We start from the raw sequence: 24,959 nt of genomic DNA on the forward strand, positions 1-24,959 counted from the left end.
CGAAATGTCGTGTTCCGGAGCGCGTCGGAAGCTTTCAGAACGCGTCGGAAGCTTCCGGAGCGCGTCGGAAGGGCAGACCGGCGCGCCGGAAGCATTGATTTGTGAATCGGGTTACTCGACGTCGTTCTCGCGGGTCTCTTCGCCCGGCGAGGTCGGCTGGGATGGCGCGGCCGTGGGCTTGCCCGGCTTGGGCGGCGCGGCGGTGGGCTTGCGCTGGCGTGCCTTGCGGTTCGCGAGGCCGAGGCGGATGAGGTACCCGCGCTTCTTGATGACGGCGCGGGCCGTGGTCGACCACTCGTCGAACCAGCCGCGCAGCTTCACGAGCGCTTCGCGCCGGCGCGCGGTCTCCGGGAGCTCGGTCTGCTCGGGCAGAGGGGATGTCGGGCCGAGCGCGACGTCGACGAGCCCCTGGAGGCGCTTGCGCTCGGCCTTGTCGAGGCTGCGAGTCGCGAGGAAAGCGACTGCCTTCTTGTCGCCCTGCTTCGTTCCGGCGCGGCCCGGGTCGGTGCCATTCTCGAGGGCATCGAGCCGCGCGAGGAAGGTGGCCACTCCCTGGACGGCCGCGGTGCCGGTGGAGGGCGCGAGGTCCTTGAAGACATAAGCGTTCACCTCGGGGAAGCGCCGGCGGAGCGCGGCGCCATGACGGGTGAAGTTGCGTTCGTCCCACTGATCGAGCTCCCCCGTCGCGGCGCGCTGCGCCCTGGCATCGTCGGTGTCGGGCGGTGCGCCGATCTTGCGGGGAGCGGCGAGGACATCGAGGAGCAGCGTGCGGCCCTCCACGATATCGTCATCGGTCATCCCCGCCCCGGCCATCGACGTGCGAATCGCGGCGACAGCGCCGAGCCCCGTCAAGAACTTGGTGACGCGCTCCGGCGTGATCTCGAGGACTTCGTCCGAATAATCCATGCTGAGTTCCTCCCTGCCGACCGGGGGATCCGGACGGCGGCAATGAGAACAGAAGCTACAATGGGTGTTTCGACGGTTGGAATAGGATTGTTGCGCGCGCGGGTGTGAGCAGCCGTCGGTTTTTTGCTCCACCGGCTCGGCATGGTGAGTGCTCTATGGATCCGGCGGCACCATCAACGAGAGCGCTCGATTCGATAACACGCGATGACGCGCGATCCGATAACACGCGATAACACGCGATAACACGCGATGACACGTGATGACACGCGGCGGACCAGGCCGGAGAAAGCCATTCCTGCAGCCATGGCCCCCGAGCGTGCAGCCACGGCTCCCGCCTGCGCAGCCATGCTCTCGGGGAGCGCAGCCGCACCCTCAGGCGCCCATGGTTTTCCCGGGACCGATCACTTTTCTAAGAAATCGGGCGCGCAGGGTCGATGGTACCCGTGGACGGCAGGAGAGCGACGACCCCCTTCGGATGTCACGCCCGGGATCCGTTGCCGCCGCCGTCTCATGCCTGCGCTCATGCCCGCGCTTGCTGGAGAGGAACCTGGCCGTGACCGCCCGCAGCTCGATCGAATGCTCGCTCGCGACCGTGCCCCTGGACGAGGTCCTTCGCGCCGGCGAGGGCGCCGCCGGGCCGCTGGGTCGCGTCGCGCCCCCTCCGGCCCCGCTGATCACCGCGCCGCTTTCGGTGTCGTTTCGCCCGGATTCGCCTCTTCCCTGGCAGCCGTCCCAGGCGCCGCCCGCTTCCGTGGCGACGGCGCCGGTGCCCGTGGTGACGGCGCCGTCGCCGTTCGCGCCGGTCGCACCGGCGGCCGTCACGCGACCTGTCGTGACGCGACCTGTCGTGACGCGACCCATCGTGACGCGACCCATCGTGATCGAAGTGCCCTGTCCTCCGGTCCGCCGGGCTCCACGCTCCGATCCGACGGAGTGGCGCGCGTGCTCCGCGCGGGCGCTCGCTCCGCGTCCGCCAGCGCCGGTGGCCAGCTGGCTCGCCGTCGCCGCGACCGCGGCGTTCTTTGGTATGGTCGGCGCGCTCTTGATGCGGGGGTGGCTTGGATGAGTCAGGGCGAGCTCAGCACGCGAGACGACGATGCCGGGACGTCCTCGCCGCCGGCGACCTATCTTCCGGGGAGCAACGTCGCGGGCCACAGGCTCGTGCGGATGATCGGCGCGGGCGGCGTCGGCGTCGTCTACGAGGCGGTCCACGAGTTCACGCAGCGGCGGGTCGCGCTCAAGCTGTTGCTCCCGCATTACGCGAGCTCCGAGCAGGTGCGCGAGCGCGCCCACAAGGAGGCCATCGCGCTCTGCCGGCTGCGGCACAAGAACATCGTCGCCGTGCACAGCGCCGACGCGCTGCCCGACGGTACGGTCTGGATCGCCATGGAGCTCCTGGAGGGCCAGTCGCTCCGCCGGATCTGCCAGGTGGAGTCGCCGCTGCCGATCGCGCGGGCGCTCCACGTCGGGATCGAGATCGCCGACGGCCTCGCGGCGGCGCACGACCTCGGGATCGTGCACAGGGACGTGAAGCCGGAGAACGTGTTCGTCGACCGGCACGGCGAGGTCAAGCTGCTCGACCTGAACATCGCGAAGATCCGGGTCGACGGTCTGCCGAGCACCCGGCCGGGCCAGCGGTTCGGCACGACGGCGTACACGGCGCCGGAGGAGTGCTGGGGAGAGCCGTGCTCGCCGGCGAGCGACGTCTACGCGCTGTCGCTGGTGATCTACGAGCTCCTGGCCGGCCGTTACGTGTTCGCCACGGGCCGGGGTCTCTCGGGGATGCCCAGCGAGGGCCAGCTCGTCGCGGCGCACATGCTGCGGATGCCGGTGCCGGTGCACGAGATCGTGCCGTCGATCCCGGACTACGTCTGGCCGGTGGTCCAGACCGGCCTGGCGAAGCGGCCGGCCGAGCGCTTCAGGCACGCCGGCGCGGCGGCGAGCGCGCTGCGCGAGCTCCGGGAGCGCTACCTGTCGGACGTGCGCGCCGGCCGGCTCGCCGCGGGGCCGGACCCAGGGACGCCGGGCGCCCGGCGGGAGCACCACGGTCCGCGATCGCCCGAGCGGCTGATCACGGCGCCGCAGCCCGACGAGAGCCGGGTGATCGTCCCCGGGCCGGCAGCCTCGGCCGAGCTCGGCGGGAGCGATGCGCGCGAGGACGCGGACACGGCGCCGGCGGCGCGCGAGGAGGACGCGGCGCATGCTGCGCGCGAGGAGGGCACGGCGCGGCCGGCGCAGCCTTCGGCTCCTCCGTGGCACCCGCCGCCGAGCGTGCCGCCGGGGGCCGACCCGGGCTGGCCGCTGCTCGTGACCCCCGGGCCGGTCACGGTGCGATCGTCCCCGGGAGCCCAGGGAGCGAGCCTCGTGGGACCTGGTCTGCCGGCGACGGACCGCGTCGCCGACCGGCGCTGGCGAATGCAGCTCCTGCGCCGCTGCGCCGTCGCGGCGGTGCTGGCGATCGCCGTCTCGGGCGCCGCGACAGCGCTGTACATCCATGTGCGCCGCGAGCGCCCTGCGATGGCCGCCTCCGAGAGCGGGGCCGTGCCGGCCGCGTCCGCCGGCGGGGTCGTCGCGAGCGCGCCGGCGGCGCCGGCGCGCTCCAACGCCATGCACGCCACGCGCGCCGAGAGCGGGGCGCCGCCGGACGCGCGCGTGCCGGAGAGCGCAGCCGAACCCCGCGGCGTCGAGGCGTCCGAGGCCGCGCTGTCACCTCCCGCCGAATCCACGGGAACGGCGGCCCGAGCGAGCGCGCCTGCGGAGGCGAGCGCGCCTGCGGAGGCGAGCACGCCGGCGCAGACGAGCGTGCCGGCGCCGCCGAGCACGCCGGCGCCGCCGAGCGTGCCGGCGTCGCCGAGCGCGCCGACGTCGCCGAGCGCGCCGGCGTCGCCGAGCGTGCCGGCGACACGGGCGCGTCCGGTCGCGGGGGCGGCGCGAGCGCCCGCACGGCGCCCGTGGGACTGGCTTCTCACGTCGAAGGGGCGTGGCGGGCAGAAGGACATCTCCCCGGACGAGGAGGAGGACATCTACCCGATGCCCTCGAGCGGGCGCGCTTCGGCGCCGGCCCGGCCGGCACCGCCCCGGGAGAGACGACACGAGGAGCTGCCGTTCGGGAACAAGCCCAATTTCTGAGGGTGAGCGCAGAGCAACGAGCAAGGAGCGAAGACATGTCGAACGACGAGCCCAGCGCGACCGATCCCTTCCTCGACGAGGTCGTCGAGCGGACGCTCGCGCGCTACCGCGGGATCGCGTCGCACGACGTGATCGAGACCATGCGCGAGCTGCTCGTGGAGGCGCTCACCGAGGACGAGGTCGGGCGGGACCTCCTGGAGCGCGCGCGGCCTCGCGCGGCGCCGCTCGGGAGCGGCGTGGCGGCCCGGGACGGCGCCGTGGAGCCCCGGCGCAAGGCGGGGGGCGGCGACAATGGCTGACCCCGAGGCGAGGCTGACGCCGGCGCAGCAGGCGCTCGCGGCGTCGGCGCTGCACGAGGTGAGCGGCGCGGCGCGCCGGCTTTCGCCGAGGCTGCGAAAGCACCTCTCGTTCGACGAGCTGATGTCGCTCGGCCGTGCGGGGCTCATCGAGGCGGCGCTCGCCTACGATCCGGCGCGGGACGACAGCTTCCCGCGCTTCGCGCGGCACCGCATCCGGGGCGCGATGCTCGACGGGTACCTCCGGGAGGCGCGGGAGCAGGACCGGGTGGTCGCGCTCTGCCTGCAGGGCGGGTACGACTACATCGCGCGGCAGCGGCGGTCCGGCGACGTGATGACCGACGTCGACGGCAAGGCGGAGGAGCGGCTCCTCGACCATGTCGACGGCCTCGCGGCGAGCGTCTTCGCGACGGCCGCCGGCGTGGCGACGCCGGAGACCGGGGAGGAGGCGCTGTCGCGGCGCGAGCGCCACGGCCGGGCGCACGCGCTGCTGCGGCGCACCCTGGAGCGTCTGACGCCGCGCGAGGCCGAGGTGCTGTCGATGCGCTACGTGGAGGGGCGGCCGCTCGCGGAGATCGGCGGCGCGCTCCGGATCCCGCACCCGGGCGCGTACCGGGTCCACGACCGGGCGATCGTGCGGCTCGGCAAGCTGCTGCGCGCGGCCGGAGTGACCGAGCCGCCGCCGCGCGAGGACGAGCTGTGAGCGGGCGGCGGGCGGGCGGGTCGATCGGGGATGAGAAAGATGAGAAGTCGCGCGCGCAGGGACGATGGATCGCGGTGAGGGGCCGGCGGCACGGACAGGAGGCGAGGCGGTGAAGGACGAGGACCGGGACGAGCGCGGGGAGCGCGAGGCGGAGGGAGGCGCGGCGAGCGAGCCGGACGCCGGCGCGCCGGCCAGCCCGGCGCCGACGCCGAGCCAGCTGGTGTCGCACCCGGCGTTCCGGACGGGGGTGATCTACATCGAGCCGGAGCTGCGCGACGAGGTGGAGGCGTACTGGAAGGCGTACGCGGTGTGGGAGAGGACGAAGCAAGGGCCGCCGCCCCGAGAGCCGCGCGTGAACGTGCGGGTGGACCACGAGGAGAAGCCGAGCACGGCGGCGCGGCTGCGCGAGGCGATGGCGCCGCGCAAGGGAGCGGCGAAGCGGGGCGGAGGGAAGAGCGGCGCGGAGAAGAGCGGCGGGGGGAGCCCGTGGGCGGCGGACGCGGCGGCCGGGGCGGCGGTGATCGACAAGAGCGCGCTGCCGTCGGCGCACCGGCCGAGGAGCGAGGCGGCGGAGGAGAAGGACGGCGGCGAGACCGACGCCAGGCCGGGGAAGGCGCGGCGCGCCGGGACGGTGGCGGCGATGCTTGCGCTGGCGGCGGGGATCGGGGCCGCGGCGATGTGCGGGGCGAAGGAGAAGGCGCCGGTGGAGAGCGCGGTCGCGCGGGACGCGGCGAGCGCTGAGCGCGCGATGCGCGAGGCGGCGGCGAGCGGCGCGGCAGCGAGCGGCGCAGCCGTGACAGGGAGCGACGAGCGCGCGGAGAGCGCGCCGCTGGCCGTCGAGGAGATCGCGGCCGAGGGAGCGCCGCCCGAGGCGTCCGCCGAACGCGCGGCGCCTGCGGTGATTTCCGATCGAGGTGAAGCAGCGCCTGCTGCGCGCCGAAGACCTGCGCCCGCGGTGCACGCGCCGGCGCCGAGGGTGCCCGAGCCGCAACCGCCGACGCGGCAGCCTTCACCGGTGAGGACGGCCGACACGCCGCCACCGGCACCCGTCACACCGGCACCACCCGCGACCGCGTCGACGGAGGCGCCGTCTTTGGCGCCTGCTGCCAGCGTCAACGCGTCCCGCGATCCATCGGCCATTCGCGCCTTCCACACGGAGCCGAAGTTCTGATCATGCCTAGCTACATTCGCAGCATCGCTTCTGTCGCCAGCTTTCTCGCGCTGCTCTCGACGACCGTGCCAGGCAGGACACAGCCGAGCACGGCGCCGCACGAGGCGGAAACCGTCGCGATGACCCAGCAAGCTCGAAAGCTGTTCAGAGAAGGCGTCGATGCCTTCGCGCAGTCCCGCTGGGCCGACGCGCGGGCCGCGTTCCTGGCGGCGCTGTCGCTGAACCCCCACTACACCATCCGCGGCAATCTGGGCGCAGCGGAGCTGAAGCTGGGCCGCCACCGCGACGCGGCGGAGCACCTGGCGAGGTACGTGCGGGAGATGGCGGAGGACGCGACGAGCACCGCGGAGGAGCGCGCCCGAGGGGAAGCGGCGTACGCAGCGGCGCGGGCGAAGGTGGGGACGCTGGTGGTGCGCACCAAGGTGGACGGGGCGCGTGTGTTTGTGGACGGCATATTGCGGGGGCTGACGCCGCTGGCGGATCCGCTGTTCGTCGAGCCTGGGGCGCACGCGATCTCGGTGGAGCACGAGGACTACGAGACGAAGAAGATGACGGTGCAGCTCGTGGCCGGCGCGCAGATCGAGGATGAGGTGGAGCTTGGGCAAAGATCGGCGGGTGCACCGCCGCCGAAGCGACCGGAGACCACCATGGCGCCGCTGGTCCGCGGCGCCGAGAAGCACGCCCGCGATCCGAGGACGGCGCTGCTGATCGGCGGCGCGGCGACGGCGGGGGCGGCGGCGGTGGCGGGGGTGGTGTTCACGGTGCTGGCGAACGCGAACGCCAGCGACGCGGAAGAGCAGCGAAGCCTGCTGCGCCAAGAGGGCGGCTTGGATGCGTGTAAGGCTCCGAGGGCACCTGCGCGATGCACGGAGCTGAAGGACGCCGTCGCCGCTCGCTACGACTTCAGCAACGCGGCGTTCTGGAGCTTCGTCGGTGCGGGGACGGTCGCGATCGGAACAGTCGTCTATGGCGTCGTCTCCCGCCCCCCGGTGAACGAGCAGCGCGTGCATGTAGTGCCTCTCGTCGGGTCGAACGGCCTCGGGATTGGAGTGCGCGGTGGCTTCTGAGCAGGGCGTAGGGGATCGAGGAGAGAGAAACATGCGTCGGACTGCTCGCTGTGGCTCGGTGATCCTTCTCGGGGTGATGGTTGCGGGCAGCCAGCCGCTGGGATGCTTCCCGTATGTGATGCCGGACGACTGCACGCTCACGCTCGTGTGCGACGTAAGCAGCGGTGAGGGCGGTGGAGGCGGCAGCGACGCCGTGTGCGATGCGGACCCAACGGAGGACGCGAGCACGGTGACGGAGGAGTGCGCGGTGTTCGCGAGCGCAGGCGCCGAGCCTGGTGGGGATGGGACGAAGGCACAGCCGTACGCGTCGCTCGATGAAGCGATCGCGAACGCGAACGGCAAGCGGGTGCTCGCGTGCGCGAGCGGAGCGTTCGCGGAGAGCGTGACGATCGGAGCCGAGGTCGAGGTGATCGGCGGCTTCGACTGCGACGCCGGATGGATCTGGAGCGCCGAGGCACGCAGCGCGATCGAGGGGCCCGCGGATCGGATCGCGCTGACGCTGGCGGAGGGCGCGAGCGGGGCGAAGGTGCGCAGCTTTGCGGTGCGCGCGGCGAGCGCGACGCTGCCGGGCGGGTCGTCGATCGGCGTGGCGGTGGCGGACATCGAGGCGGAACTCGCGCAGGTGGACGTGAGCGCGGGCGATGGGATGGACGGCGAGAACGGGACGACGCCGACCGAGGCGCCCGTGACGGGCGCGAGCGCAGAGGCGATGAAAGCGTCGAACGCATGCGTGGCGCCGAACCAGGTCATCGGCGGGACCGCGGGCGTGACGACGTGCGAGGACGGCGAGACGCGCGGCGGAGACGGCGGGACCGGAGGGATCACGGGGACAGAGGAGGGCAACGGGCAGGTGGGCCGGGATGGCGAGCCGATGCCGGACCCGAACCCGAACAACAAGGGGCTGGGCGGCACCGGTCAAACCGATGCGGCTGATGAGTGCAGGCGTGGAGAGGACGGCAAGAGCGGCGATGCCGGCGTCGCCGGCGTCGCTGGCAGCGATACGACGCTGACGATGACCGGCATCGCGGGCGGCGACGGCGGCAACGGCACACTGGGGACGCGAGGTCAAGGGGGAGGAGGCGGGGGCGGCGCGAAGGCCGGCCTGTTCTGCTCGCTCAACTCCACCCTCGTCGATGGCGTGGGCGCGAGCGGTGGCGGCGGCGGAGCCGGCGGGTGCGGCGGCAAAGGAGGAGGCGGCGGCAAGGCTGGCGGGTCGAGCGTCGGCATCCTCAGCGTGGGCACGAAGCTGGTGCTGACGGACGTGACCGTCGCGGTGGGCAAGGCCGGCAAGGGCGGCGATGGAGCGAGCGGACAACCGGGTGCCCTTGGAGGTGCAGGTAGTGCCGGCGGTGACAGGTCGGGACAGGGCGACTCGATTCCCGGCTGCAAGGGTGGAGATGGCGGCCGAGGCGGTCTTGGCGGCTCAGGCGCCGGCGGTCGAGGCGGCCACGCCGTAGGCATTGCCTATGCGGCGGCCCCGGGCAAAGCGCCTGCGGTACAGTTCACCCCCGGCACGGCGGGCGACGGCGGCAGCGCCGCGCCGGGCGGCCCGCCCGTGAGCGCCGGGGCGCCGGGGGCGAGCGGGGTTTGCTGGGATTTCGGGGCGCAGGCGCCGTGTGAGGGGTCAACGCCATGATGAGCATGGAGGACATCCGCGCCCAGCTGCGAGCGGATCCGGCAGCCTCGCTCGATCCGTGGATGGATCCGGTGTGGTGCGCGACGACGCCGCCAGCGGAGAAGCAGCGGCTCGCGGAGAAGCGGGCCCGACGGGTCATGGAGATCTATGGGGTCGAGGACCCCCGGATGGAGGCGCTGCTCGTGCGGCTGGCGAGCCAGGTGGAGCAGTGGGCCGCTGAAGAGCGAGCCGCCACCCAGAGGGCGGGCGACGAGGCGTGGGTGAGCGCGGTGCCGGAGAACGGCGAGACCGAGCGGCGCAGCTCGCGCCTGGCGCTGCTCGGCGCGGTGCTCTTCGTGCTGGCGGTCATGTGCGGCGTGGCGCTGGTAGCGCTGAGATAGCGACGTAGCGAAGGCCGCGCGCGGCGCGGACTGCTCAGATCTCGAGGAACGCGCGCCGCCGAGGGCGGCGCGCCATGGCTCGGCTCGTCTTGACGACGAGCGCGCGAGGAGGACGAAGGTGTATCCACAGCTCGCCATCGAGGCGGCAGCGCAGTCGGACGTGGGCCGGCGACGGAGCCACAACGAGGACAGCTTCGCGGCGCTGCCGTGCGTGGGGCTCTTCATGGTGGCCGATGGGCTCGGCGGCAACGCGGCCGGAGAGGTCGCGTCCCGCATGGCCATCGAGGTCGTCAAGAGCTGCTTCGAGGAAGATGAAGCGCTCGAAGAGACGTGGCCCTACGGCACGGCGACGCCACACGACCGGGACGAGGTACGGCTGGTGCTGAGCGTGCGGAAGGCCAATCGCGCGATCTACGAGGCGAGCCAGCGGCGGGACGAGGTGCGTGGCATGGCGACGACCTTCGCAGGAGTGCTGCTCGGTCCGGGCATGGCGTACATCGCGCACGTGGGCGACTCGCGCGTCTACCGGCTGCGTAACGGAAAGCTGGAGCGGCTGACGCGGGATCACACGTTGCTGGAAGAGCTGCTCGGTGACGGCGACGGAGCGCGGGAGGCGGTCGAGGCGCTGAGCAACCGGGCGAGGACGATCACCCGCGCGCTGGGGGCCGACGACAACGTCGACATCGAGTCGCGCGTGGAGGCGACGGCGCCGGGAGACATCTTCCTCGTCTGCTCGGACGGGCTGTGGGGCCCGGTACCCGAGCAGCGCATCGCCGGGATCCTCGGGGCGCATCGCGACCTGGGCTTTGCGGCGGAGCTCTTGATCGACCTCGCGAACGAGCACGGCGGGCCGGACAACGTGACGTGCGTGCTGGCGCGGCTGGGAGGCGGGTGACGTGCGCGCCGTGGCAGGCGCGACGAAGGGCGGACTCGAGGGGATGCCTCGTGTCGGGCAGCACAAGGCCTGGCTCCGCCGTACAGCGGACAAGAAGGCTCACGGTTGAGGAGGGAACATGGAGGACATGCTGGGTGCAATGTGGCTCGTCTCGCCGCTCGGGTTCGCGATGATCGCGTGCGTCGCGATCGGCTTCGCGGTCACCGCGCGCGAAGCGCTGGGACGAGAGCGCGGGCTTCGTGAGGCGCGCGAGCACGCGCACGATGAAGAGGAGGCAGCCCTCACCGATGCGAAGGAGCAGGCAGCGGGCGAGCGAGATCGATACCGGCGCATCCTGGACTGTCACGTCGATGCGACGCTCGCCGAGCTGAGAGACGCCCGAGGGCGCCCCGTCCCCTGGCCGGGAAGGGTCCTCGAGTCGTTCTGTGCGACGACGCCTTCGTGGAGGAGAAAGCTGGGCGAGAGCACGGGGTTGGAACCGAGGGAGGTGGAACGGTTGCTGAGGAGCGACCTGCCCATGACGCCCGGCCTCGCGCGGCAGCTGGAGACCTTCACCGGCACGCCGGCGCGGTACTGGGAGCGCCTCTGGCGGCTGCACGACGACCGCCGGACTGACGCGGAGGATACCGTGGTGGTCCAGGTCGGCGAGCCCGTCACCAGGCGCGAGAGCCCGGCGTCGCCGGCTCCGCCGACGGTACCTCCCCGCGCGCTCGACACTCCTCCGCCCGTGGTGCCGTCTCCCGAGCTCGCGGCCAGGAACCCGCGGGCGAAGCTCCCGCCGCCTCCCCTGCCGCAGCTCCGGCCACCGCGCCCTGTCCGCGCCGTCGCGGGGGAAGAGCTCGCCCGCCGCGCTGCCACCCTGACGAGCTTCCCGCTACAGCCCGACGAAGGAGGGGCGAGCGCTGCCAATGCTTCCGACTGGGAGGAAGCAGAGCGCTCTCCCCTGAACACGACACTCCCGGGCGTAGGGCGCCATGGGTGAAAAGATCTCTGCCTCCGGGCTCCCTGACCGGACGCCTGGTGGCTGGGAGTATGGCGGACCAGACAACGTGACATGCGTGCTGGCGCGGCTGGGAGACGGGTGACATGAGCGGGAATTCTATGACAATCGAGGCAGCGGCCTGCACACGCCAGCGCGGTTCGGCGCGGCCCACGTGCCCGCCTCCCGGGCGATGTCGAACTCACGCGCGAGCAAGTTCTCGCGATGCTCTCCACGCCGCCAGCCATACTGCTCGATGCGCTCGAAGCCTCCGCCGTGTCAGTCGACGAGTGGCGCGCTGTCGAGCTGCGCGCGCTCGAACTCATCCATGAGACGAAGGAGGGCGCGCCCACCTCCGAGGTTAACGTTTACACGGGCAAGCACATCTGGTTCATCGAACGCCATTCTCCTTACCACGTCCGCCGCCTCCCGAGCGGCGGTGTGATGCTGGCGACGCACCCGTACCGCACGCTCTGGCCCCTCTGGTCCGACGCGCCGTTCTTGCTTGGCATCACGTCATGACGGGAGGACCTGTTTGCTCCGCCTCGCGGCTCACTGTATTTCATCGAGACATCCATCAACCGATCAGGATCGGGACATGCCGTCTATGAACAACGAAAATCACGAAAGGATGCGCGAGCTCTCGCGTCTCGTTGCGCTGGCGCTCGACATTGCAAAGGGTGCTCTGGAGGAACAGGGAACATTTCTTCCCGGTTCCATCGCGGTCGACGCCGCCGGGAAGTACGCCATTGGCGTCGCACCGCACGGCGGTGTTGACGGCTGGACGCTTCTCACGACCGCGTTCCGGCAGCGCGCGGCGGCCGAGGAGCTCCGAGCGGTCGCGCTCTATCGAGACGTGCGGGTCCGCGAACGAGGCGCATCGGAGGACGTGGACGCCATCCATGCCGTCGTGGAGCTCGCCTCGGGCGAAGCGGTCCAGGTGTTCCAGATCTATCGCAAGAATGACGCGGGGGAGATCGTCTACGACAGACCGGAGATCGAGCAGGCACCCTCCGTCATCTTCGCAGCGTCGCATTGAAGCAGGAGACGCGAGGCGGCGCGTGCAGAGCGGCGCTCGGAGCCCTGGGAGTGAGCCAGGCGTTCTCGAGGTCGTCGGCACATGAATCAAGCGTGGCGTGAACGGGACCCCGTGCTCGGCCATCTTCAGCGATGCAGGCTCCCCTGCGTGCTGCCGCGTGAATACGCTGGCCCGAACTTCGACGAAGAGCTGAAAAATCAAGGTAGAGTGAGAGCAAGATGGCCAAGGTCAAATTCGTGGAGCTCCACCTCGTCAGGGCTCACCAGGAGGTCGTCCCGCTGGCTCGCTTCGTCCTCGGGTCGGAGGGCCCCCCCGTGCAGATCGTGAAGCTCCACCCGAATTGCATGAACGCGGTGGGCGACATCCTCGAGCAAGGGCTGCCTAGCTACGAGCGCGTCTACAACCTCGAGGATGGGCTCGATTTCCTGAAGGCCTTGCGGCGAACCTATCACTCCCTTCGGTACTACGCGACCGAGGTCGCCGAGATGGACGAAGAGGAGGCGCTCCGTGGTTGCGAGGACGGCGAGGGGTAACGCGCGCGGGCCCACGGCGTCCGGCCCAGCGCCCACGCCACTCCCGCAGTCCGCGCCGCTCTCGCAACGCCGTCCGAGCGCAGCGCGGACTCCGGCGCGCGGTCGCCTGGCCCGGTACGCACACCCCATGGACGAAGTCAACCCACACGCCCACACGCCGCTGCCATCGGCGGGCGACGTCGCGCCGGTCCGTCCCGCGCCGCCGCACCGCAGTCCTCCGCGCCGCCGTCCGGGACCCTCGCCAAGCGGCGCGTGGTAGCTTCACCGGCGCCCGCACGAGGCCGTGCGGCCACCCGTCATCGAGGAGACCATGAAGCGAGAGAAGCGACTGACCAAGCGCGAGCGGAAGGCGCTCGCGCCCGCGCGCCCGGCGCAGCCCCACGAGCACAAGCACATCCACTGCGTCGCCTGCGGCAAGCACCTCGATCCGGAGGAGTTCCTGGCGCAAGGATCGGCGACCTGGATCCAGTGCCTGCACAAGTCGCGCTTCGCCACCTGCGTCGAGTGCGTCGAGATCTCGAAGCGCCTCCTCGCCGAGCACGACCGCACCGGACAGCCAGTTCAGTCCGCTCAGGCATGGCACTGAGCGACCGACACCAGCCGACGCGCCCGCGCGGCCTCACCTGAGCACGCCCGCACGCCCAGCCTGAGCACGCCCGCACGGCCTCACCTGAGCGCGCCTGCGCGGCCTCACCTGAGCACGGCCGCATCGCAGGCGGGCGCCCTGGACAGCTCGTCTCAGAAGCCAACTCCCTATCTCCGCCGCTCTCCCGGAAACGGAAGCGCACAGAGGACGGCCAATCGCTGGAACGCACGGGTCGTCGGTAATCCAGAGGACGCTGCCGCGTCGGCTCGGCTGCGCCGTCCCTCGTCCGGATGCGCCACCCCTCATTCCGGCGCGCCGCCTCTCATCGCAGCTTCCGCTCGCATCACCCACCCGCGCCCGTGCGGTGTCCCACGTACGCCGCCTCTCATTGCAGCTGTCGCTCCGTGTCGCACACCCGCGCTGGTCCGCCCGGCGTCCCGCGGCGCCCCGCCGATCAGCGCGCGCCCCCGACAGCGACGCGTGACCTTGCTCGCTCTCCCGCGCGGCCGTCCACCTCGGATACGCTTGCGCTCGGGGCCCTTTCCGTCAATGGTTTGCGCCCCATTCATCTCTCCGGAGGATCTGCATGACGAAACCAATCCGCCGCGCGGGCGTCATCGGCGCGGGCGTCATGGGCAGCGGCATCGCCGCCCACTTCGCGAACGCCGGCATCGAGGTCCTGCTCCTCGATATCGTGCCCCCGAACCTCACCGACGCCGAAAAGAAGGACCCGGCCGCCCGCAGCAGGTTCGCCGCAGGCGGGCTCGAGAAGGCCCTCAAGGCCAGGCCCGCCGCGTTCTTCCACCCGTCGAACGCCCGCCTCGTGCGCACCGGCAACACCGAAGACCACTTCGCCGAGCTCGCCCAATGCGACCTCGTTATCGAGGCGATCATCGAGAAGATGGAGCCGAAGCGCGCCCTCTTCGCGCGGCTCGAAGAGGTCTTGCGGCCTGACGCGGTCGTGGCGTCGAATACGTCCGGGCTGCGCATCGAGGAGATGATGCAAGGGCGCTCGGCGGACTTCCGCAAGCGATTCCTCGTCATGCACTTCTTCAACCCGGTCCGGTACATGAAGCTCCTCGAGCTCGTGGTCGGGCCCGACACCGATCCCGCCGTCGTCGCCCGCGTGCGGAAGCTCGGCGAGGACGTGCTCGGAAAGGGCCTCGTCTTCGGCAAGGACACGCCGAACTTCGTCGGCAATCGCATCGGCACCCACGCGATGCTGACCGCCATCCACCTCATGATCGAGGACGGCCTCGCGCCGGAAGACGTGGACGCCATCACCGGCATCGCCATGGCCCACCCGAAGAGCGCGAGCTTCAGGACAGGCGATATCGTCGGGCTCGACACCTTCGCCCACGTCGCCGACAACTGTTACTCGGCGCTCGAGCGCGACGAGGACCGCGACGTCTTCAAGGTGCCCGCCTACATCCGGAAGATGATCGAGGCGAAGCTCCTCGGCGACAAGACGAAGGGCGGCTTCTACCGCAAGGCCAAGGAAGGCCTGGAGACGCTCGACCCGGCCAAGCTCGAGTACCGCCCCCACGGCGGCGACGAGGCGATCAAGAAGGCCACGAGGTCGTGCGAGAAGATCGAGGACCCCGCCGCGCGCGTGAAGAAGCTCGCCAGCGACACCGGCAAGGCCGGGCAGTTCGCATGGAAGGTGCTCTCCCGCTCGCTCGCGTACACGGCGCGGCGCGTCGGCGAGATCGCCGACAGCATCGTGGCGATCGATGACGCCATGCGCTGGGGGTACAACTGGGAGCTCGGGCCGTTCCAGACCTGGGACGCGCTCGGCTTCGCCGAGACCGTCGAGCGCATGCAGAAGGACGGCATCAAGCTGCCCGAGTCGATCCTCCGCATGAAGCAGAGCGGCGCGACGTCGTTCTACCGCGCCGATGGGGCGGTGTTCGATCTGCTCAAGGGAGAGTACGTCGCCCGGCCCGTCGATCCGCGCAACGTGACGCTGGCCGGCGCGCGGGCGACAGCGAGGGGCGCGAAGGCCGTGCTCGCCAACGACGGCGCAGAGGCCTGGGACCTCGGCGACGGCGTGCTCGGCGTCACCTTCAAGACCAAGGCGAACAGCCTCGATCCGGACTCGATCGGGATGCTCTCGCTCGCCGCCGAGAAGGCAGAGCAGGACTTCCGCGCGCTCGTGGTCTTCAACCAGGGCGAGCACTTCTGCGTGGGCGCCAACCTGTTCCTCGTGGCCATGGCCGCGGGCAACAAGGACTGGGACGCGATCCGCAAGATGGTGAAGGCGTACCAGGATGCGACCCAGCGGCTGAAGTACGCGAGCGTGCCGGTCGTGGCCGCGCCCTACGGGATGACCCTCGGCGGCGGCCTCGAGCTCTGCTTCGCCTGCGACGCGGTGCAGGCCGCGGCCGAGACGTACGCGGGGCTCGTCGAGGTCGGCGTCGGCCTGATCCCGGGCGGCGCGGGGACGCTCAACATGCTCTGGCGCGCGCTGGAGGGGATCCCCGAGGGCGTGACGGTGCCGACGTACGACATCGTGACGCAGGTCTTCAAGAACATCGCCCTCGCCAAGGTGGCGACCAGCGCGGACGAGGCGAAGGCGCTCGGCTTCTTCCGCAAGACGGACGGCGTCTCGTTCGACCGCGCGCGCCAGCTGTACGAGGTGAAGGCGCGCGCGATCGGGCTGGCCGAGGCCGGGTACCACGCGCCCGTGCCGCGCGCCTACAAGCTTCCGGGCGAGAGCGGGATCGCGACGCTGCAGATGATGATCGACACGCTCGTCGCCGGCGGCCACGCCAGCGAGCACGACGCGAAGATCGCGCGCAAGCTCGCCGAGGTGCTCTGCGGCGGCGCGGGCGGCGGGGCGCGCGAGGTGACCGAGGACGAGATCCTCGAGCTCGAGCGCGAGGCGTTCGTCAGCCTGTGCGGCGAGCCCAAGAGCGCCGAGCGAATGCAGTACATGCTGATGAACAACAAGCCCCTCCGGAACTAGGTGAACGCCATGGTCGACGTCGTAATTGCAGAGGCCGTCCGCTCGGCCGTTGGCCGGGCCCACAAAGGGTCGCTCGCGCTGAAGCGCCCCGACGAGCTCGCCGGCGAGGTCGTCGCCGCGCTGCTCCAGCGCGTCCCCCAGGTCAAGCCGGAGGACGTCGAGGACCTCGTCCTCGGCTGCGCCATGCCGGAAGGCGAGCAGGGGCTCAACGTCGCGCGCGTCGTCTCGCTCCTCGGCGGGATGGCGCAGGAAGGGTCCGCGATCACCATCAACCGCTTCTGCTCGAGCGGGCTCCAGGCGATCGCGAGCGCCGCGGGCAGCATCGCGATGGGATCGCTCGACATCGCCGTCGCCGGCGGCGTCGAGTCGATGACGATGGTGCCGATGACCGGCAACAAGCTGAGCGCGTCGCCGGAGGCGATGGAGCGCTGTCCGACGGTGTACACGCCGATGGGCATCACCGCGGAGAACGTGGCGAACCGCTTCCAGGTGAGCCGCGCCGACCAGGACGCGTTCGCGCTGAAGAGCCACCAGAAGGCGGCGGCGGCGCGCGCGGCCGGGCGCTTCGAGGACGAGATCGTCACCGTGAAGGGGGTGCGCTTCGAGAACGGCAAGCGCGCGACCTTCGACTTCCGCACCGATGAGCTGATCCGCAAGGAGACGACGGCGGAGGCGCTCGCGGGGCTGAAGCCGGCGTTCTCGGCGAAGGGGAGCGTCACGCCGGGCAACAGCTCGCCGCTGTCGGACGGCGCGGCCGCGGCGCTCGTGATGAGCAAGGCGAAGGCGGACGCGCTCGGCGTGAAGCCGCTCGGGTACTTCCGGGCGTTCGTGACCGTCGGCGTCGACCCCGCCATCATGGGCATCGGCCCGGTGCCCGCGGTGCGCAAGCTGCTCGCGAGGACGGGGCTGAAGATGGCCGACATCGACCTCTTCGAGGTCAACGAGGCGTTCGCCTCGCAGGCCGTCTACGTGCAGCGGACGCTCGAGATCCCCGAGGAGAAGCTCAACGTGAACGGCGGCGCGATCGCGCTCGGCCACCCGCTCGGGTGCACCGGCGCGAAGCTCACCGCGACCGCGCTCTACGAGCTGCGCCGGCGCGGCGGCCGGTACGCCGTCGTGACGATGTGCATCGGCGGCGGCATGGGCGCGGCCGGCCTGATCGAGCTGGCCGGCGCGGCCGCGCGCGCCTGATCCCACAGCGCCGATCCCGCCTCTCCCCTCCCGTCTCGTCGATCCCGTCGACAGCGCGCCCCGCCGCGGCCCGAGCCCAGCGCTCCGGCTTTCCCGCGGCGGGGCGATGGCCTATAGATCGCCCATGCCGAGCCACCTGACGACCTTTCAGGGGTCGATCCCCGAGGCCCTGAAGCAGGCCATCGAAGCGAAGATCGAGAGCTCCACCGCCGAGGTGACCGGCGGCGGGGGCCACTTCAACCTGGTCGTGACGTCGCCGGTGTTCGCCGGCAAGAGCATGCTGGAGAGCCAGCGGCTGGTCTACGGGGCGATCGCCCACCTGATGGCCGGCGACCAGGCGCCCGTCCACGCGATCGACAGCCTCAAGACGCGTACGCCCTAAGCGGGGGCGCCCCGCTCGGCGAATCAGCGGGGGGCGTGACGTCAGTCGCCCTCGACGTGGCAGGTGCTGCTGCAGCCGTCGCCGTTGGCGGTGTTGCCGGCGACGGGGGCCTCCCCTCGACCCCCGAGCGCGCGCCGAGCACCTGTTGCCCCAACCTTCCACGGAATACTCCGCTCCGATCGTCCGGACAACTTCGCCCTACCCGGACGTCCCGGCGTTCGGCCGCGCAGCACGTCAGCGCGCATCGACGCGCACCGACTCAGGATTCCCGGCGAATCACGGGCCTCCCGTAAGGGCGCGGCGGGCGCGCGCCGCTCCCGGGCGAGTCGCCCGGCGCCGGGCGTGTGGCAGGTCCGGCGGGGCGCCGCCGTCGCTCGCGCCGCGAGCTCGCCGCGCCGTCTGTTTGACACCGGAATTCGCGCGATGGTACGTGGCGCCGGGCGCCCCACGCGCTGGCCCGATAGCGACCTCACACGATCCCGAGGACCCTCCCATGACGCCTCGTTCCCCGCTGCTCCCCGCCGAACCGCTCCCAGGCGCCCCTGGGGCGAACGACGCCCGGCTCCCGGCGCTCCCGGCCCAGGCGCGCCCCGGCCGAGCCTCCCGCCTGGGCGCCGGGCTGCTCTCCCTCGTCCTCGGCGCCGCGATGACCGCCGCCACAGCGGGCGACGCCGCGGCCCAGACGCGCACGGGAGACGGCACCAACGGCGACGGCATGGACCTGCACCTGTTCAGGCCGGCGATCGACTCCAAGGGGCTCTTCTCCGTCAACGGGGCAGACATCCTCGGCGCGAACGACATCAGCCTGGGGCTCGTGCTCGATTACGGGCACAACATCCTGCCGCTCACCAAGAACGACCGGGGGACGGACGTGATGCTCAATCACGCGTTCCAGGGGACGTTCCAGTTCGATTACGGCATCGCCAACTTCCTGGTCGTCGGGCTCTCGGTCCCGGTGGTGCTCAACGGGGGCAAGCCGGTCGACGACATCGGCCCGGGCGGCAGCGCCAACTACAACGACGACTCGCTCGACGCGCAGGCGCTCGGCAACCTGGCGATCCACGCGAAGGCGCGCATCCTCCGCCCCGATCAGGACGTGATCGGGCTCGCGGTGATCGCCCAGGCCGGGATCGGGGTCGGCGGGACCCAGGACTTCGCGTCGGATCCGGGGTTCTTCTTCTGGCCGCAGCTCGTGCTCGAGAAGCGGCTCGGCACGACCAACCCGTTCCGGATCGCGGCGAACGTCGGCTACCGCGGCCACGCCGGGAAGAACCCCGTGTTCGGCCTGCGCCAGGACGGCACGACCTTCCAGCTCAAGCACGGGGACCTCGAGTACTCCGACCTGATCACCGCCGGGGCCGGCATGAGCTACCGCGTCCTCACGCCGCTCGACCTCGTGGTCGAGACCTACCTGACCCAGCAGGTCGGCGGCGGCGACAGCGCCGAGCAGAAGCTGTCGGCCGAGGCGATGGGGGGCATCAAGCTCTTCATCGAGCGGAACAGCTTCCTCATGCTCGGCTTCGGGGTCGGGTACACGCCCGGGTTCCAGGCCGCGGCGCAGCGCGGGACCATCGGGTTCGTCTTCGAGCCGTCGATCGGCGATCGGGACGGCGACGGCATCAAGGACGATCAGGACGACTGCCCCGACGAGCCCGAGGACTACGACGGCTTCCAGGACACGAAGGCGGACTCGCCCCCGGGGAAGTACGGCTGCCCGGATCCGGACAACGACGAGGACGGCATCCTCGACGTCGACGACCGCTGCCCGAACAACCCGGAGGACCGCGACGGCGACGAGGACGACGACGGCTGCCCGGAGGGGAGCGACGGCGATCGCGACGGCGACGGCATCCTCGACTCGCGCGACAAGTGCCCGGACGACCCGGAGGACCGCGACGGCTTCCAGGACAAGGACGGCTGCCCGGATCCGGACAACGACAAGGACGGCATCCCGGACAAGTCCGACCAGTGCCCGAACGACCCCGAGGACAAGGACGACTTCGAGGACGAGGACGGGTGCCCGGAGCCCGACAACGACAGGGACGGCATCCCGGACGTGGCCGACAAGTGCCCGAACGATCCGGAGACGTTCAACGGCCTCGAGGACGAGGACGGCTGCCCGGACAAGGGCAGCGTCGTGATCGAGGAGAACAACATCGTCATCCTCGAGAAGATCCAGTTCGCGACCGGCAGCGCCGAGATCCTCCCGGAGTCGTTCGGCATCGTGCAGGCGGTGGCCGAGACGCTGAAGCACCACCCGGAGTTCACGATGATCGAGGTGCAGGGGCACGCCGACGAGCGCTCGGCCGACGCGTACAACCTCAAGCTGACCCAGGCCCGCGCGGACGCTGTCGCCGCGGCGCTCGCGCAGCGCGGCGTCAACAAGGACAGCGTTCGCTCGATGGGCTACGGCGAGTACTGCCCGATCGATCCGGCCCACAACGCGGCCGCCTGGGAGAAGAACCGGCGCGTCGAGTTCAAGGTCGTGCGGACCGACAAGGGGCCGACCAACGTGGAGCTCGGCTGCGCCCTGGCCCGATCCAAGGGCGTCAACCCGCCGCCTCCCTGAGCGGAGGTGCGGCGCCGCCCTGAGCGAAAGGGCGGCGCCGCCGATCTGGACAGGACGGGTCGGGCCGGGAGAGAGTGGGCCCATGAAGGCCCGAGCCAGCCGCTCCGCCGCCACCACGCTCGCCGCCGCGGCGCTCGCCATGACGGCGAGCGGCTGCATCAACACCGACGCTGCCGTGTTCGTCGACCCGTCCATCGCGGCGCCCGAGGCGACCGTCTCCTCGAGTGCGCTGGGGACCGGCCTGACCGCGAGCTTCGCGCTGGAGCTCCACCTGAGCGCGCGGGCCAGCGGGCCCAGCCGCGTCGCGGTGCGCACCTTCGCGATCACGAGCGCCGATCAGAAGACCTCGATCGTCGAGCCGCTCCCCGCCGAGACCACGGCGGCGCTTCCGGTCGAGGTCGCTCCGGACAGCGATGTCACCGTGGCGTTCACCGTCGATACCGGCGCTCAGGGCGGGACGCTCCCGGCCGACGCCGCGGCGGCGCTCTGCGCCGCGGAGGGGATCCGCATCACGGGCGCGATCGAGGACTCGCTGGAGGACGGGGCGACGCCGGTCGCCTCCGCGGTGTTCCACGCGGACTGCCCGTGATGCGCCGCACCGGCGCGTTGCCCGGCGCCATCGCGCGCGCGCCGCGCTAAAATGCCGGCCATGGCGCCTCGAGAGCTCACCCCCCCTCCGGAGACGGCGGCGGATCGCGCGGTCGGATCCCCGGAAAACGCCGGCGAGCGCGGCGGCGACGCGCTCCGATGCACGAACGGCGGGGGCGGAGAGGGGCTCGGGCTCGACGAGGCAGGGCTCGCGGCGCTCCGGCGCGCGGTGGCCGCGTGGCGCGCGGGCCCGGTCGCCGAGGCGTCGGCGCGCTTCCCGCCGAGGAGCGAGCGGTTCACGACGTGGAGCGGCATCGACGTGCCCGACCTCGCGACCCCGGCCGACGCGCCGGTCGACCACGCGGCGGATCTCGGGCTGCCCGGGGAGTACCCGTTCACGCGGGGGGTCCAGCCGACGATGTACCGCGGCAGGCTCTGGACGATGCGGATGTTCGCGGGCTTCGGCACGCCGGAGCAGACGAACGCGCGGTTCAAATACCTGCTCGCAGAGGGCCAGACGGGCCTGTCGACCGCCTTCGATTTCCCGACCCTCATGGGCTACGACTCCGACTCTCCGCGGTCGCTCGGCGAGGTCGGGATGTGCGGTGTCGCGGTCGACACGCTCCGCGACATGGAGGTGCTCTTCGACGGCATCCCGCTCGACCAGGTGACGACGTCGATGACCATCAACGGCCCCGCCGCCGTGCTGCTCGCGTTCTATATCGCGCTCGCCGACAAGCGCGGGATCCCGCGGAGCCGCGTCGGCGGCACCGTGCAGAACGACTGCCTCAAGGAGTTCATCGCCCAGCACGCCTGGCTCGTCCCCCCGCGCCCGGCCATGCGCATCGTGACCGACATGATCGAGTTCTGCGCGCGCGAGGTGCCGCGGTGGAACTCGGTGTCGATCAGCGGATACCACATCCGGGAGGCGGGCTCGACCGCCGCGCAGGAGCTCGCGTTCACGCTCGCGGACGGGCTCGCCTACGTCGAGAGCTGCGTCGCGCGCGGCCTCGACGTGGACGCCTTCGCGCCGCGCCTGTCGTTCTTCTTCGACGTCCACAGCGACTTCTTCGAGGAGATCGCCAAGTTCCGCGCCGCGCGCCGCATGTGGGCGCGGTTCCTCAAGGTGCGGTACGGGGCGAAGAAGGCCGAGAGCATGAAGCTGCGGACGCACGCGCAGACAGCCGGCGTGTCGCTGACTGCGCAGCAGCCGTACAACAACGTGGTCCGCGTCTCGCTCCAGGCGCTCGCCGCCGTGCTCGGCGGCACCCAGTCGCTCCACACGAACTCGCTCGACGAGACGTACGCGCTCCCGACCGAGGAGAGCGTGACCATCGCCCTCCGGACCCAGCAGATCATCGCCCACGAGAGCGGGGTCGCGAACACCATCGATCCGCTCGGCGGCAGCTACTACGTGGAGTGGCTCACAGACCGCCTGGAGAAGGAGGCCCTCGCTTACATCCAGCGGATCGACGAGATGGGCGGGATGGTGGCCGCCATCGAGAAGGGGTATCCGCAGCGCGAGATCGCCGCCTCGGCCTACAGGTTTCAACGAGAGCTGGAATCGAACGAGCGGATCATGGTGGGCGTCAACCGCTACGCCGCGGCGGGCGAGAAGACGATCCCCCTCCTCCGCATCGACGAGGAGGTGCAGCGCGTGCAGTGCGAGAACCTGGCCCGGGTCAAGGCCCAGCGCGACCAGGACCGGGTGCGGCGCGCCCTGGCCGACGTGCGGAGCGCCGCGCGGGGCCGCGACAACCTGATGCCGCCCCTCATCGCGGCGGCCAGCGCCTACGCGACCGAGCAGGAGATCTGCGACGTGCTGCGCGACGTCCTGGGGACCTACAGCGATCCGGCCGAGTTCTGAGCGCGCGCGGGAACGCGCGGGATCGCTCGGGTAAGAGCGCACAGGAAGGAGCGCGCGCCGCTTGCTGCGGTGCGCCGCGGGCCCCGGCGTGCGCATCCGATCAGGTTGCGGGCGGCGTAGGGGCCGGGGAACCCCTCGATTCGTCAGGTTGACACTTCTCTACGTCGGCCGGTAGAGTGCGCCGGCGTCAGGTTGCCGCAGTCGCGGCTCATCCGTGGCGCCGCCGTACGGTCTGCTGTTGTCGCTGCGCTGCGGCGCTGCGAGCTGTCGGTCGAGAAAGAGGATCGTCGTGGGCGACCGAGGTCGCCGCGTAGGGAGCAAGCTTATGAAGAGTCGATCCATGTCGCGCCGCATTTTTGCCCTTTCGGCGCTCGTCCTATCTGTCGGCGCCACGGCGGCCTGCGACAACAAGGGGCCCGAGTCCGGTGCCGCGGGGCCCGCTGGCTCGGCCGGGCCCGCTGCCGGGGCTGCGGGCGCGAAGGGCGATGCGAAGGGCGGCGCGAAGTTCGTCACCATCTCCAGGGAGCAGCAGGCGTCCTGGGTTCGTAACTTCAACCCCCTGCTCGGCGAGGGGGCCACGCGCTTCCCCACCGTCGCGGGCATCTACGAGCCCATGATCGTGTACAACACGATGAAGGGCGAGTACGTCCCGTGGCTCGCCACGAAGTACGAGTGGAGCGACTCGAACAAGAAGCTCACCTTCACGACCCGCTCCGAAGTCAAGTGGTCTGATGGACAACCCTTCTCGGCGAAGGACGTCGCGTTCACGTTCGGCCTCCTCAAGAAGTTCCCGGCGCTCGATCTCACGGGCGTGTGGAAGCTCATCGACTCGGTCGAGGCCAAGAGCGACACCTCGGTCGAGTTCGTCTTCAAGGAGGCGTTCGTCCCCGGCCTCACCTACATCGGCCATCAGCCGATCGTGCCGGAGCACAAGTGGAAGGACGTCGCCGACCCGGTCACGTTCACGAACGAGAACCCGGTCGCGACGGGCCCCTTCACCGAGGTGAAGACCTTCCAGAACCAGATCTACGAGCTCGGCAAGAACCCGAACTACTGGCAGAAGGGCAAGCCGGCGGTCGAGGGGCTCCGCTTCCCGGCGTACCCGGGCAACGACCAGGCGAACCTGGCGCTCATCAACGGCGAGGTCGACTGGGCCGGCAACTTCGTGCCCGACATCGACAAGACCTACGTCGCCAAGGACCCGGAGAACAACCACTACTGGTTCCCGCTCGTCGGCGGCACCGTGACGCTCTACCCGAACGCCACGAAGAAGCCGTTCGACGACATCAAGCTGCGCAAGGCCATCAGCATGGCCATCGACCGCGCCCAGATCGCGAAGGTCGCGGTCAACGGCTACACGGTCGGCGCGGACGGGACCGGGCTCGACGACGCCTACGGGCGCTGGCGCAGCGACAAGGCTGCCGCGGCCGGCGACTGGACGACCTTCGACGTGGCCAAGGCGAACGCCCTCCTCGACGAGGCCGGCTACGCCAAGGGCGCCGACGGGATCCGCGCGAAGGACGGCAAGCCGCTGAAGTTCGACATCAACGTCGTGACCGGCTGGTCCGACTGGGTGCGCGCCGTCCAGATCACCGCGCAGAGCCTGAAGGCCGTGGGCATCGATGCCACGCTGAAGACCTACGACTTCAGCGCGTTCTTCGAGGCGCTCCAGAAGGGCACGTTCGACATGTCGATGGGCTGGACCAACACCGAGCCCACGCCGTTCAACTACTACCGCGATCTCATGGCCCCGGAGTTCGTGAAGCCCGTCAACGAGGTCTCGAACCGCAACTGGCACCGCTTCGCCGCCAAGGAGGCCGAGCCGCTGTTCAAGAAGTTCGCGGCCGCGACGGATCCGGCGGAGCAGAAGGCCATCGTCGACGATCTCCAGATGATCTACGCCCAGCAGGTGCCGGTCATCCCGCTGTTCAAGAACCCGTCCTGGGGCGAGTACAGCACGAAGCGCTTCGTCGGGTGGCCCAGCAAGGAGAACCCGTACGCGAAGCTGTCGCCGAACAACTCGCCGGACTACCTGCTCGTTCTGACCGAGATCAAGCCGAAGTGAAGGCTCCTG

23 protein-coding genes are annotated in these 24,959 nt (G+C 71.0%); 21 read left to right on the forward strand and 2 right to left on the reverse strand.

Annotated features, from left to right (window positions below):
• Positions 1-111: 111 nt before the first annotated feature.
• Positions 112-906: a hypothetical protein gene (locus WMF19_RS37320; protein ID WP_437894717.1), complete on the reverse strand. Its 795-nt coding sequence runs from the start codon at positions 904-906 to the stop codon at positions 112-114.
• 553 nt (positions 907-1,459) lie between these two features.
• Between WMF19_RS37320 and WMF19_RS37325 the strand changes: the two genes are divergently transcribed.
• The 17 genes from WMF19_RS37325 (at position 1,460) to WMF19_RS37405 (ending at position 17,861) form a co-directional block, all read left to right on the forward strand.
• The gene (locus WMF19_RS37325) at positions 1,460-1,972 is read left to right on the forward strand and encodes a hypothetical protein (protein ID WP_437894718.1); all 513 of its coding nucleotides are present in this window, start codon (positions 1,460-1,462) and stop codon (positions 1,970-1,972) included.
• Positions 1,969-4,035, forward strand: coding sequence for a serine/threonine-protein kinase (locus tag WMF19_RS37330; RefSeq protein ID WP_437901714.1), 2,067 nt, complete (start codon positions 1,969-1,971; stop codon positions 4,033-4,035). Before WMF19_RS37325 ends, WMF19_RS37330 begins: the two co-directional genes overlap by 4 nt.
• A 35-nt stretch (positions 4,036-4,070) precedes the next feature.
• Positions 4,071-4,334 carry a hypothetical protein gene (locus tag WMF19_RS37335; protein WP_272102473.1) on the forward strand — a complete coding sequence of 88 codons (264 nt, stop codon included), beginning with the start codon at positions 4,071-4,073 and terminating at the stop codon, positions 4,332-4,334.
• Entirely contained in the window at positions 4,327-5,034 is a 708-nt protein-coding gene (locus WMF19_RS37340; RefSeq protein ID WP_437894719.1) for a sigma-70 family RNA polymerase sigma factor, read from the forward strand. The genes WMF19_RS37335 and WMF19_RS37340 overlap by 8 nt, the downstream gene beginning before the upstream one ends.
• Positions 5,035-5,143: 109 nt before the next feature.
• A complete protein-coding gene (locus WMF19_RS37345; protein ID WP_437894720.1) occupies positions 5,144-6,205 on the forward strand; it encodes a hypothetical protein in 1,062 nt (353 codons plus the stop codon).
• Positions 6,206-6,207: 2 nt separating this feature from the next.
• Positions 6,208-7,272 carry a PEGA domain-containing protein gene (locus tag WMF19_RS37350; protein ID WP_437894721.1) on the forward strand — a complete coding sequence of 355 codons (1,065 nt, stop codon included), beginning with the start codon at positions 6,208-6,210 and terminating at the stop codon, positions 7,270-7,272.
• A 31-nt stretch (positions 7,273-7,303) separates the two neighbouring features.
• A complete protein-coding gene (locus WMF19_RS37355) occupies positions 7,304-8,908 on the forward strand; it encodes a hypothetical protein (protein ID WP_437894722.1) in 1,605 nt (534 codons plus the stop codon).
• Positions 8,905-9,288, forward strand: a complete 384-nt coding sequence (locus tag WMF19_RS37360) for a hypothetical protein (RefSeq protein WP_437894723.1) — start codon at positions 8,905-8,907, stop codon at positions 9,286-9,288. Before WMF19_RS37355 ends, WMF19_RS37360 begins: the two co-directional genes overlap by 4 nt.
• 118 nt (positions 9,289-9,406) lie before the next feature.
• The gene (locus WMF19_RS37365; RefSeq protein WP_437894725.1) at positions 9,407-10,183 is read left to right on the forward strand and encodes a PP2C family protein-serine/threonine phosphatase; all 777 of its coding nucleotides are present in this window, start codon (positions 9,407-9,409) and stop codon (positions 10,181-10,183) included.
• 118 nt (positions 10,184-10,301) lie between these two features.
• Positions 10,302-11,165 (forward strand): helix-turn-helix transcriptional regulator, encoded by an 864-nt coding sequence (locus tag WMF19_RS37370; protein ID WP_437894726.1) that lies wholly within the window; start codon positions 10,302-10,304, stop codon positions 11,163-11,165.
• A gap of 222 nt (positions 11,166-11,387) precedes the next feature.
• The gene (locus WMF19_RS37375; protein WP_437894727.1) at positions 11,388-11,684 is read left to right on the forward strand and encodes a hypothetical protein; all 297 of its coding nucleotides are present in this window, start codon (positions 11,388-11,390) and stop codon (positions 11,682-11,684) included.
• A gap of 85 nt (positions 11,685-11,769) precedes the next feature.
• Positions 11,770-12,201 carry a hypothetical protein gene (locus tag WMF19_RS37380; RefSeq protein WP_437894728.1) on the forward strand — a complete coding sequence of 144 codons (432 nt, stop codon included), beginning with the start codon at positions 11,770-11,772 and terminating at the stop codon, positions 12,199-12,201.
• 218 nt (positions 12,202-12,419) lie between these two features.
• Entirely contained in the window at positions 12,420-12,734 is a 315-nt protein-coding gene (locus tag WMF19_RS37385; protein ID WP_437711844.1) for a hypothetical protein, read from the forward strand.
• Between the two features lie 310 nt (positions 12,735-13,044).
• The gene (locus WMF19_RS37390; RefSeq protein ID WP_437795602.1) at positions 13,045-13,320 is read left to right on the forward strand and encodes a hypothetical protein; all 276 of its coding nucleotides are present in this window, start codon (positions 13,045-13,047) and stop codon (positions 13,318-13,320) included.
• 586 nt (positions 13,321-13,906) lie between these two features.
• Positions 13,907-16,288 (forward strand): 3-hydroxyacyl-CoA dehydrogenase/enoyl-CoA hydratase family protein, encoded by a 2,382-nt coding sequence (locus WMF19_RS37395; RefSeq protein ID WP_437894729.1) that lies wholly within the window; start codon positions 13,907-13,909, stop codon positions 16,286-16,288.
• Positions 16,289-16,297: 9 nt separating this feature from the next.
• On the forward strand, positions 16,298-17,479 hold the full coding sequence (locus WMF19_RS37400) for a thiolase family protein (RefSeq protein ID WP_437894730.1): 1,182 nt from the start codon (positions 16,298-16,300) through the stop codon (positions 17,477-17,479).
• Between the two features lie 124 nt (positions 17,480-17,603).
• The gene (locus WMF19_RS37405; RefSeq protein WP_437894731.1) at positions 17,604-17,861 is read left to right on the forward strand and encodes a BolA/IbaG family iron-sulfur metabolism protein; all 258 of its coding nucleotides are present in this window, start codon (positions 17,604-17,606) and stop codon (positions 17,859-17,861) included.
• Between the two features lie 41 nt (positions 17,862-17,902).
• Here WMF19_RS37405 and WMF19_RS37410 read toward each other — a convergent pair whose 3' ends face one another.
• Positions 17,903-18,106 (reverse strand): hypothetical protein, encoded by a 204-nt coding sequence (locus tag WMF19_RS37410; protein ID WP_437894732.1) that lies wholly within the window; start codon positions 18,104-18,106, stop codon positions 17,903-17,905.
• 248 nt (positions 18,107-18,354) lie between these two features.
• Between WMF19_RS37410 and WMF19_RS37415 the strand changes: the two genes are divergently transcribed.
• The 4 genes from WMF19_RS37415 (at position 18,355) to WMF19_RS37430 (ending at position 24,950) form a co-directional block, all read left to right on the forward strand.
• A complete protein-coding gene (locus tag WMF19_RS37415) occupies positions 18,355-20,430 on the forward strand; it encodes an OmpA family protein (protein ID WP_437795590.1) in 2,076 nt (691 codons plus the stop codon).
• 82 nt (positions 20,431-20,512) lie between these two features.
• Positions 20,513-21,019 carry a hypothetical protein gene (locus WMF19_RS37420; protein WP_437894733.1) on the forward strand — a complete coding sequence of 169 codons (507 nt, stop codon included), beginning with the start codon at positions 20,513-20,515 and terminating at the stop codon, positions 21,017-21,019.
• Between the two features lie 60 nt (positions 21,020-21,079).
• Entirely contained in the window at positions 21,080-22,885 is a 1,806-nt protein-coding gene (locus WMF19_RS37425; protein WP_437894734.1) for an acyl-CoA mutase large subunit family protein, read from the forward strand.
• Positions 22,886-23,210: 325 nt separating this feature from the next.
• Entirely contained in the window at positions 23,211-24,950 is a 1,740-nt protein-coding gene (locus WMF19_RS37430; protein ID WP_437795581.1) for an ABC transporter substrate-binding protein, read from the forward strand.
• Positions 24,951-24,959 lie beyond the last annotated feature (9 nt).

Origin of the sequence: Sorangium sp. So ce124 (assembly GCF_051525235.1) — a bacterium.
GTDB classification, from domain to species: domain Bacteria; phylum Myxococcota_A; class Polyangia; order Polyangiales; family Polyangiaceae; genus Sorangium; species Sorangium atrum.

What these genes read in the sequence shown, in the direction of transcription:
- WMF19_RS37320 (WP_437894717.1), bottom strand. Translation starts at nt 906, where the DNA reads ATGGATTATTCGGACGAAGTCCTCGAGATCACGCCGGAGCGCGTCACC.
- WMF19_RS37330 (WP_437901714.1), top strand. Translation starts at nt 1,969, where the DNA reads ATGAGTCAGGGCGAGCTCAGCACGCGAGACGACGATGCCGGGACGTCC.
- WMF19_RS37335 (WP_272102473.1), top strand. Translation starts at nt 4,071, where the DNA reads ATGTCGAACGACGAGCCCAGCGCGACCGATCCCTTCCTCGACGAGGTC.
- WMF19_RS37340 (WP_437894719.1), top strand. Translation starts at nt 4,327, where the DNA reads ATGGCTGACCCCGAGGCGAGGCTGACGCCGGCGCAGCAGGCGCTCGCG.
- WMF19_RS37350 (WP_437894721.1), top strand. Translation starts at nt 6,208, where the DNA reads ATGCCTAGCTACATTCGCAGCATCGCTTCTGTCGCCAGCTTTCTCGCG.
- WMF19_RS37355 (WP_437894722.1), top strand. Translation starts at nt 7,304, where the DNA reads ATGCGTCGGACTGCTCGCTGTGGCTCGGTGATCCTTCTCGGGGTGATG.
- WMF19_RS37360 (WP_437894723.1), top strand. Translation starts at nt 8,905, where the DNA reads ATGATGAGCATGGAGGACATCCGCGCCCAGCTGCGAGCGGATCCGGCA.
- WMF19_RS37370 (WP_437894726.1), top strand. Translation starts at nt 10,302, where the DNA reads ATGGAGGACATGCTGGGTGCAATGTGGCTCGTCTCGCCGCTCGGGTTC.
- WMF19_RS37375 (WP_437894727.1), top strand. Translation starts at nt 11,388, where the DNA reads ATGCTCTCCACGCCGCCAGCCATACTGCTCGATGCGCTCGAAGCCTCC.
- WMF19_RS37380 (WP_437894728.1), top strand. Translation starts at nt 11,770, where the DNA reads ATGAACAACGAAAATCACGAAAGGATGCGCGAGCTCTCGCGTCTCGTT.
- WMF19_RS37385 (WP_437711844.1), top strand. Translation starts at nt 12,420, where the DNA reads ATGGCCAAGGTCAAATTCGTGGAGCTCCACCTCGTCAGGGCTCACCAG.
- WMF19_RS37390 (WP_437795602.1), top strand. Translation starts at nt 13,045, where the DNA reads ATGAAGCGAGAGAAGCGACTGACCAAGCGCGAGCGGAAGGCGCTCGCG.
- WMF19_RS37395 (WP_437894729.1), top strand. Translation starts at nt 13,907, where the DNA reads ATGACGAAACCAATCCGCCGCGCGGGCGTCATCGGCGCGGGCGTCATG.
- WMF19_RS37400 (WP_437894730.1), top strand. Translation starts at nt 16,298, where the DNA reads ATGGTCGACGTCGTAATTGCAGAGGCCGTCCGCTCGGCCGTTGGCCGG.
- WMF19_RS37405 (WP_437894731.1), top strand. Translation starts at nt 17,604, where the DNA reads ATGCCGAGCCACCTGACGACCTTTCAGGGGTCGATCCCCGAGGCCCTG.
- WMF19_RS37410 (WP_437894732.1), bottom strand. Translation starts at nt 18,106, where the DNA reads ATGCGCGCTGACGTGCTGCGCGGCCGAACGCCGGGACGTCCGGGTAGG.
- WMF19_RS37415 (WP_437795590.1), top strand. Translation starts at nt 18,355, where the DNA reads ATGACGCCTCGTTCCCCGCTGCTCCCCGCCGAACCGCTCCCAGGCGCC.
- WMF19_RS37420 (WP_437894733.1), top strand. Translation starts at nt 20,513, where the DNA reads ATGAAGGCCCGAGCCAGCCGCTCCGCCGCCACCACGCTCGCCGCCGCG.
- WMF19_RS37425 (WP_437894734.1), top strand. Translation starts at nt 21,080, where the DNA reads ATGGCGCCTCGAGAGCTCACCCCCCCTCCGGAGACGGCGGCGGATCGC.
- WMF19_RS37430 (WP_437795581.1), top strand. Translation starts at nt 23,211, where the DNA reads ATGAAGAGTCGATCCATGTCGCGCCGCATTTTTGCCCTTTCGGCGCTC.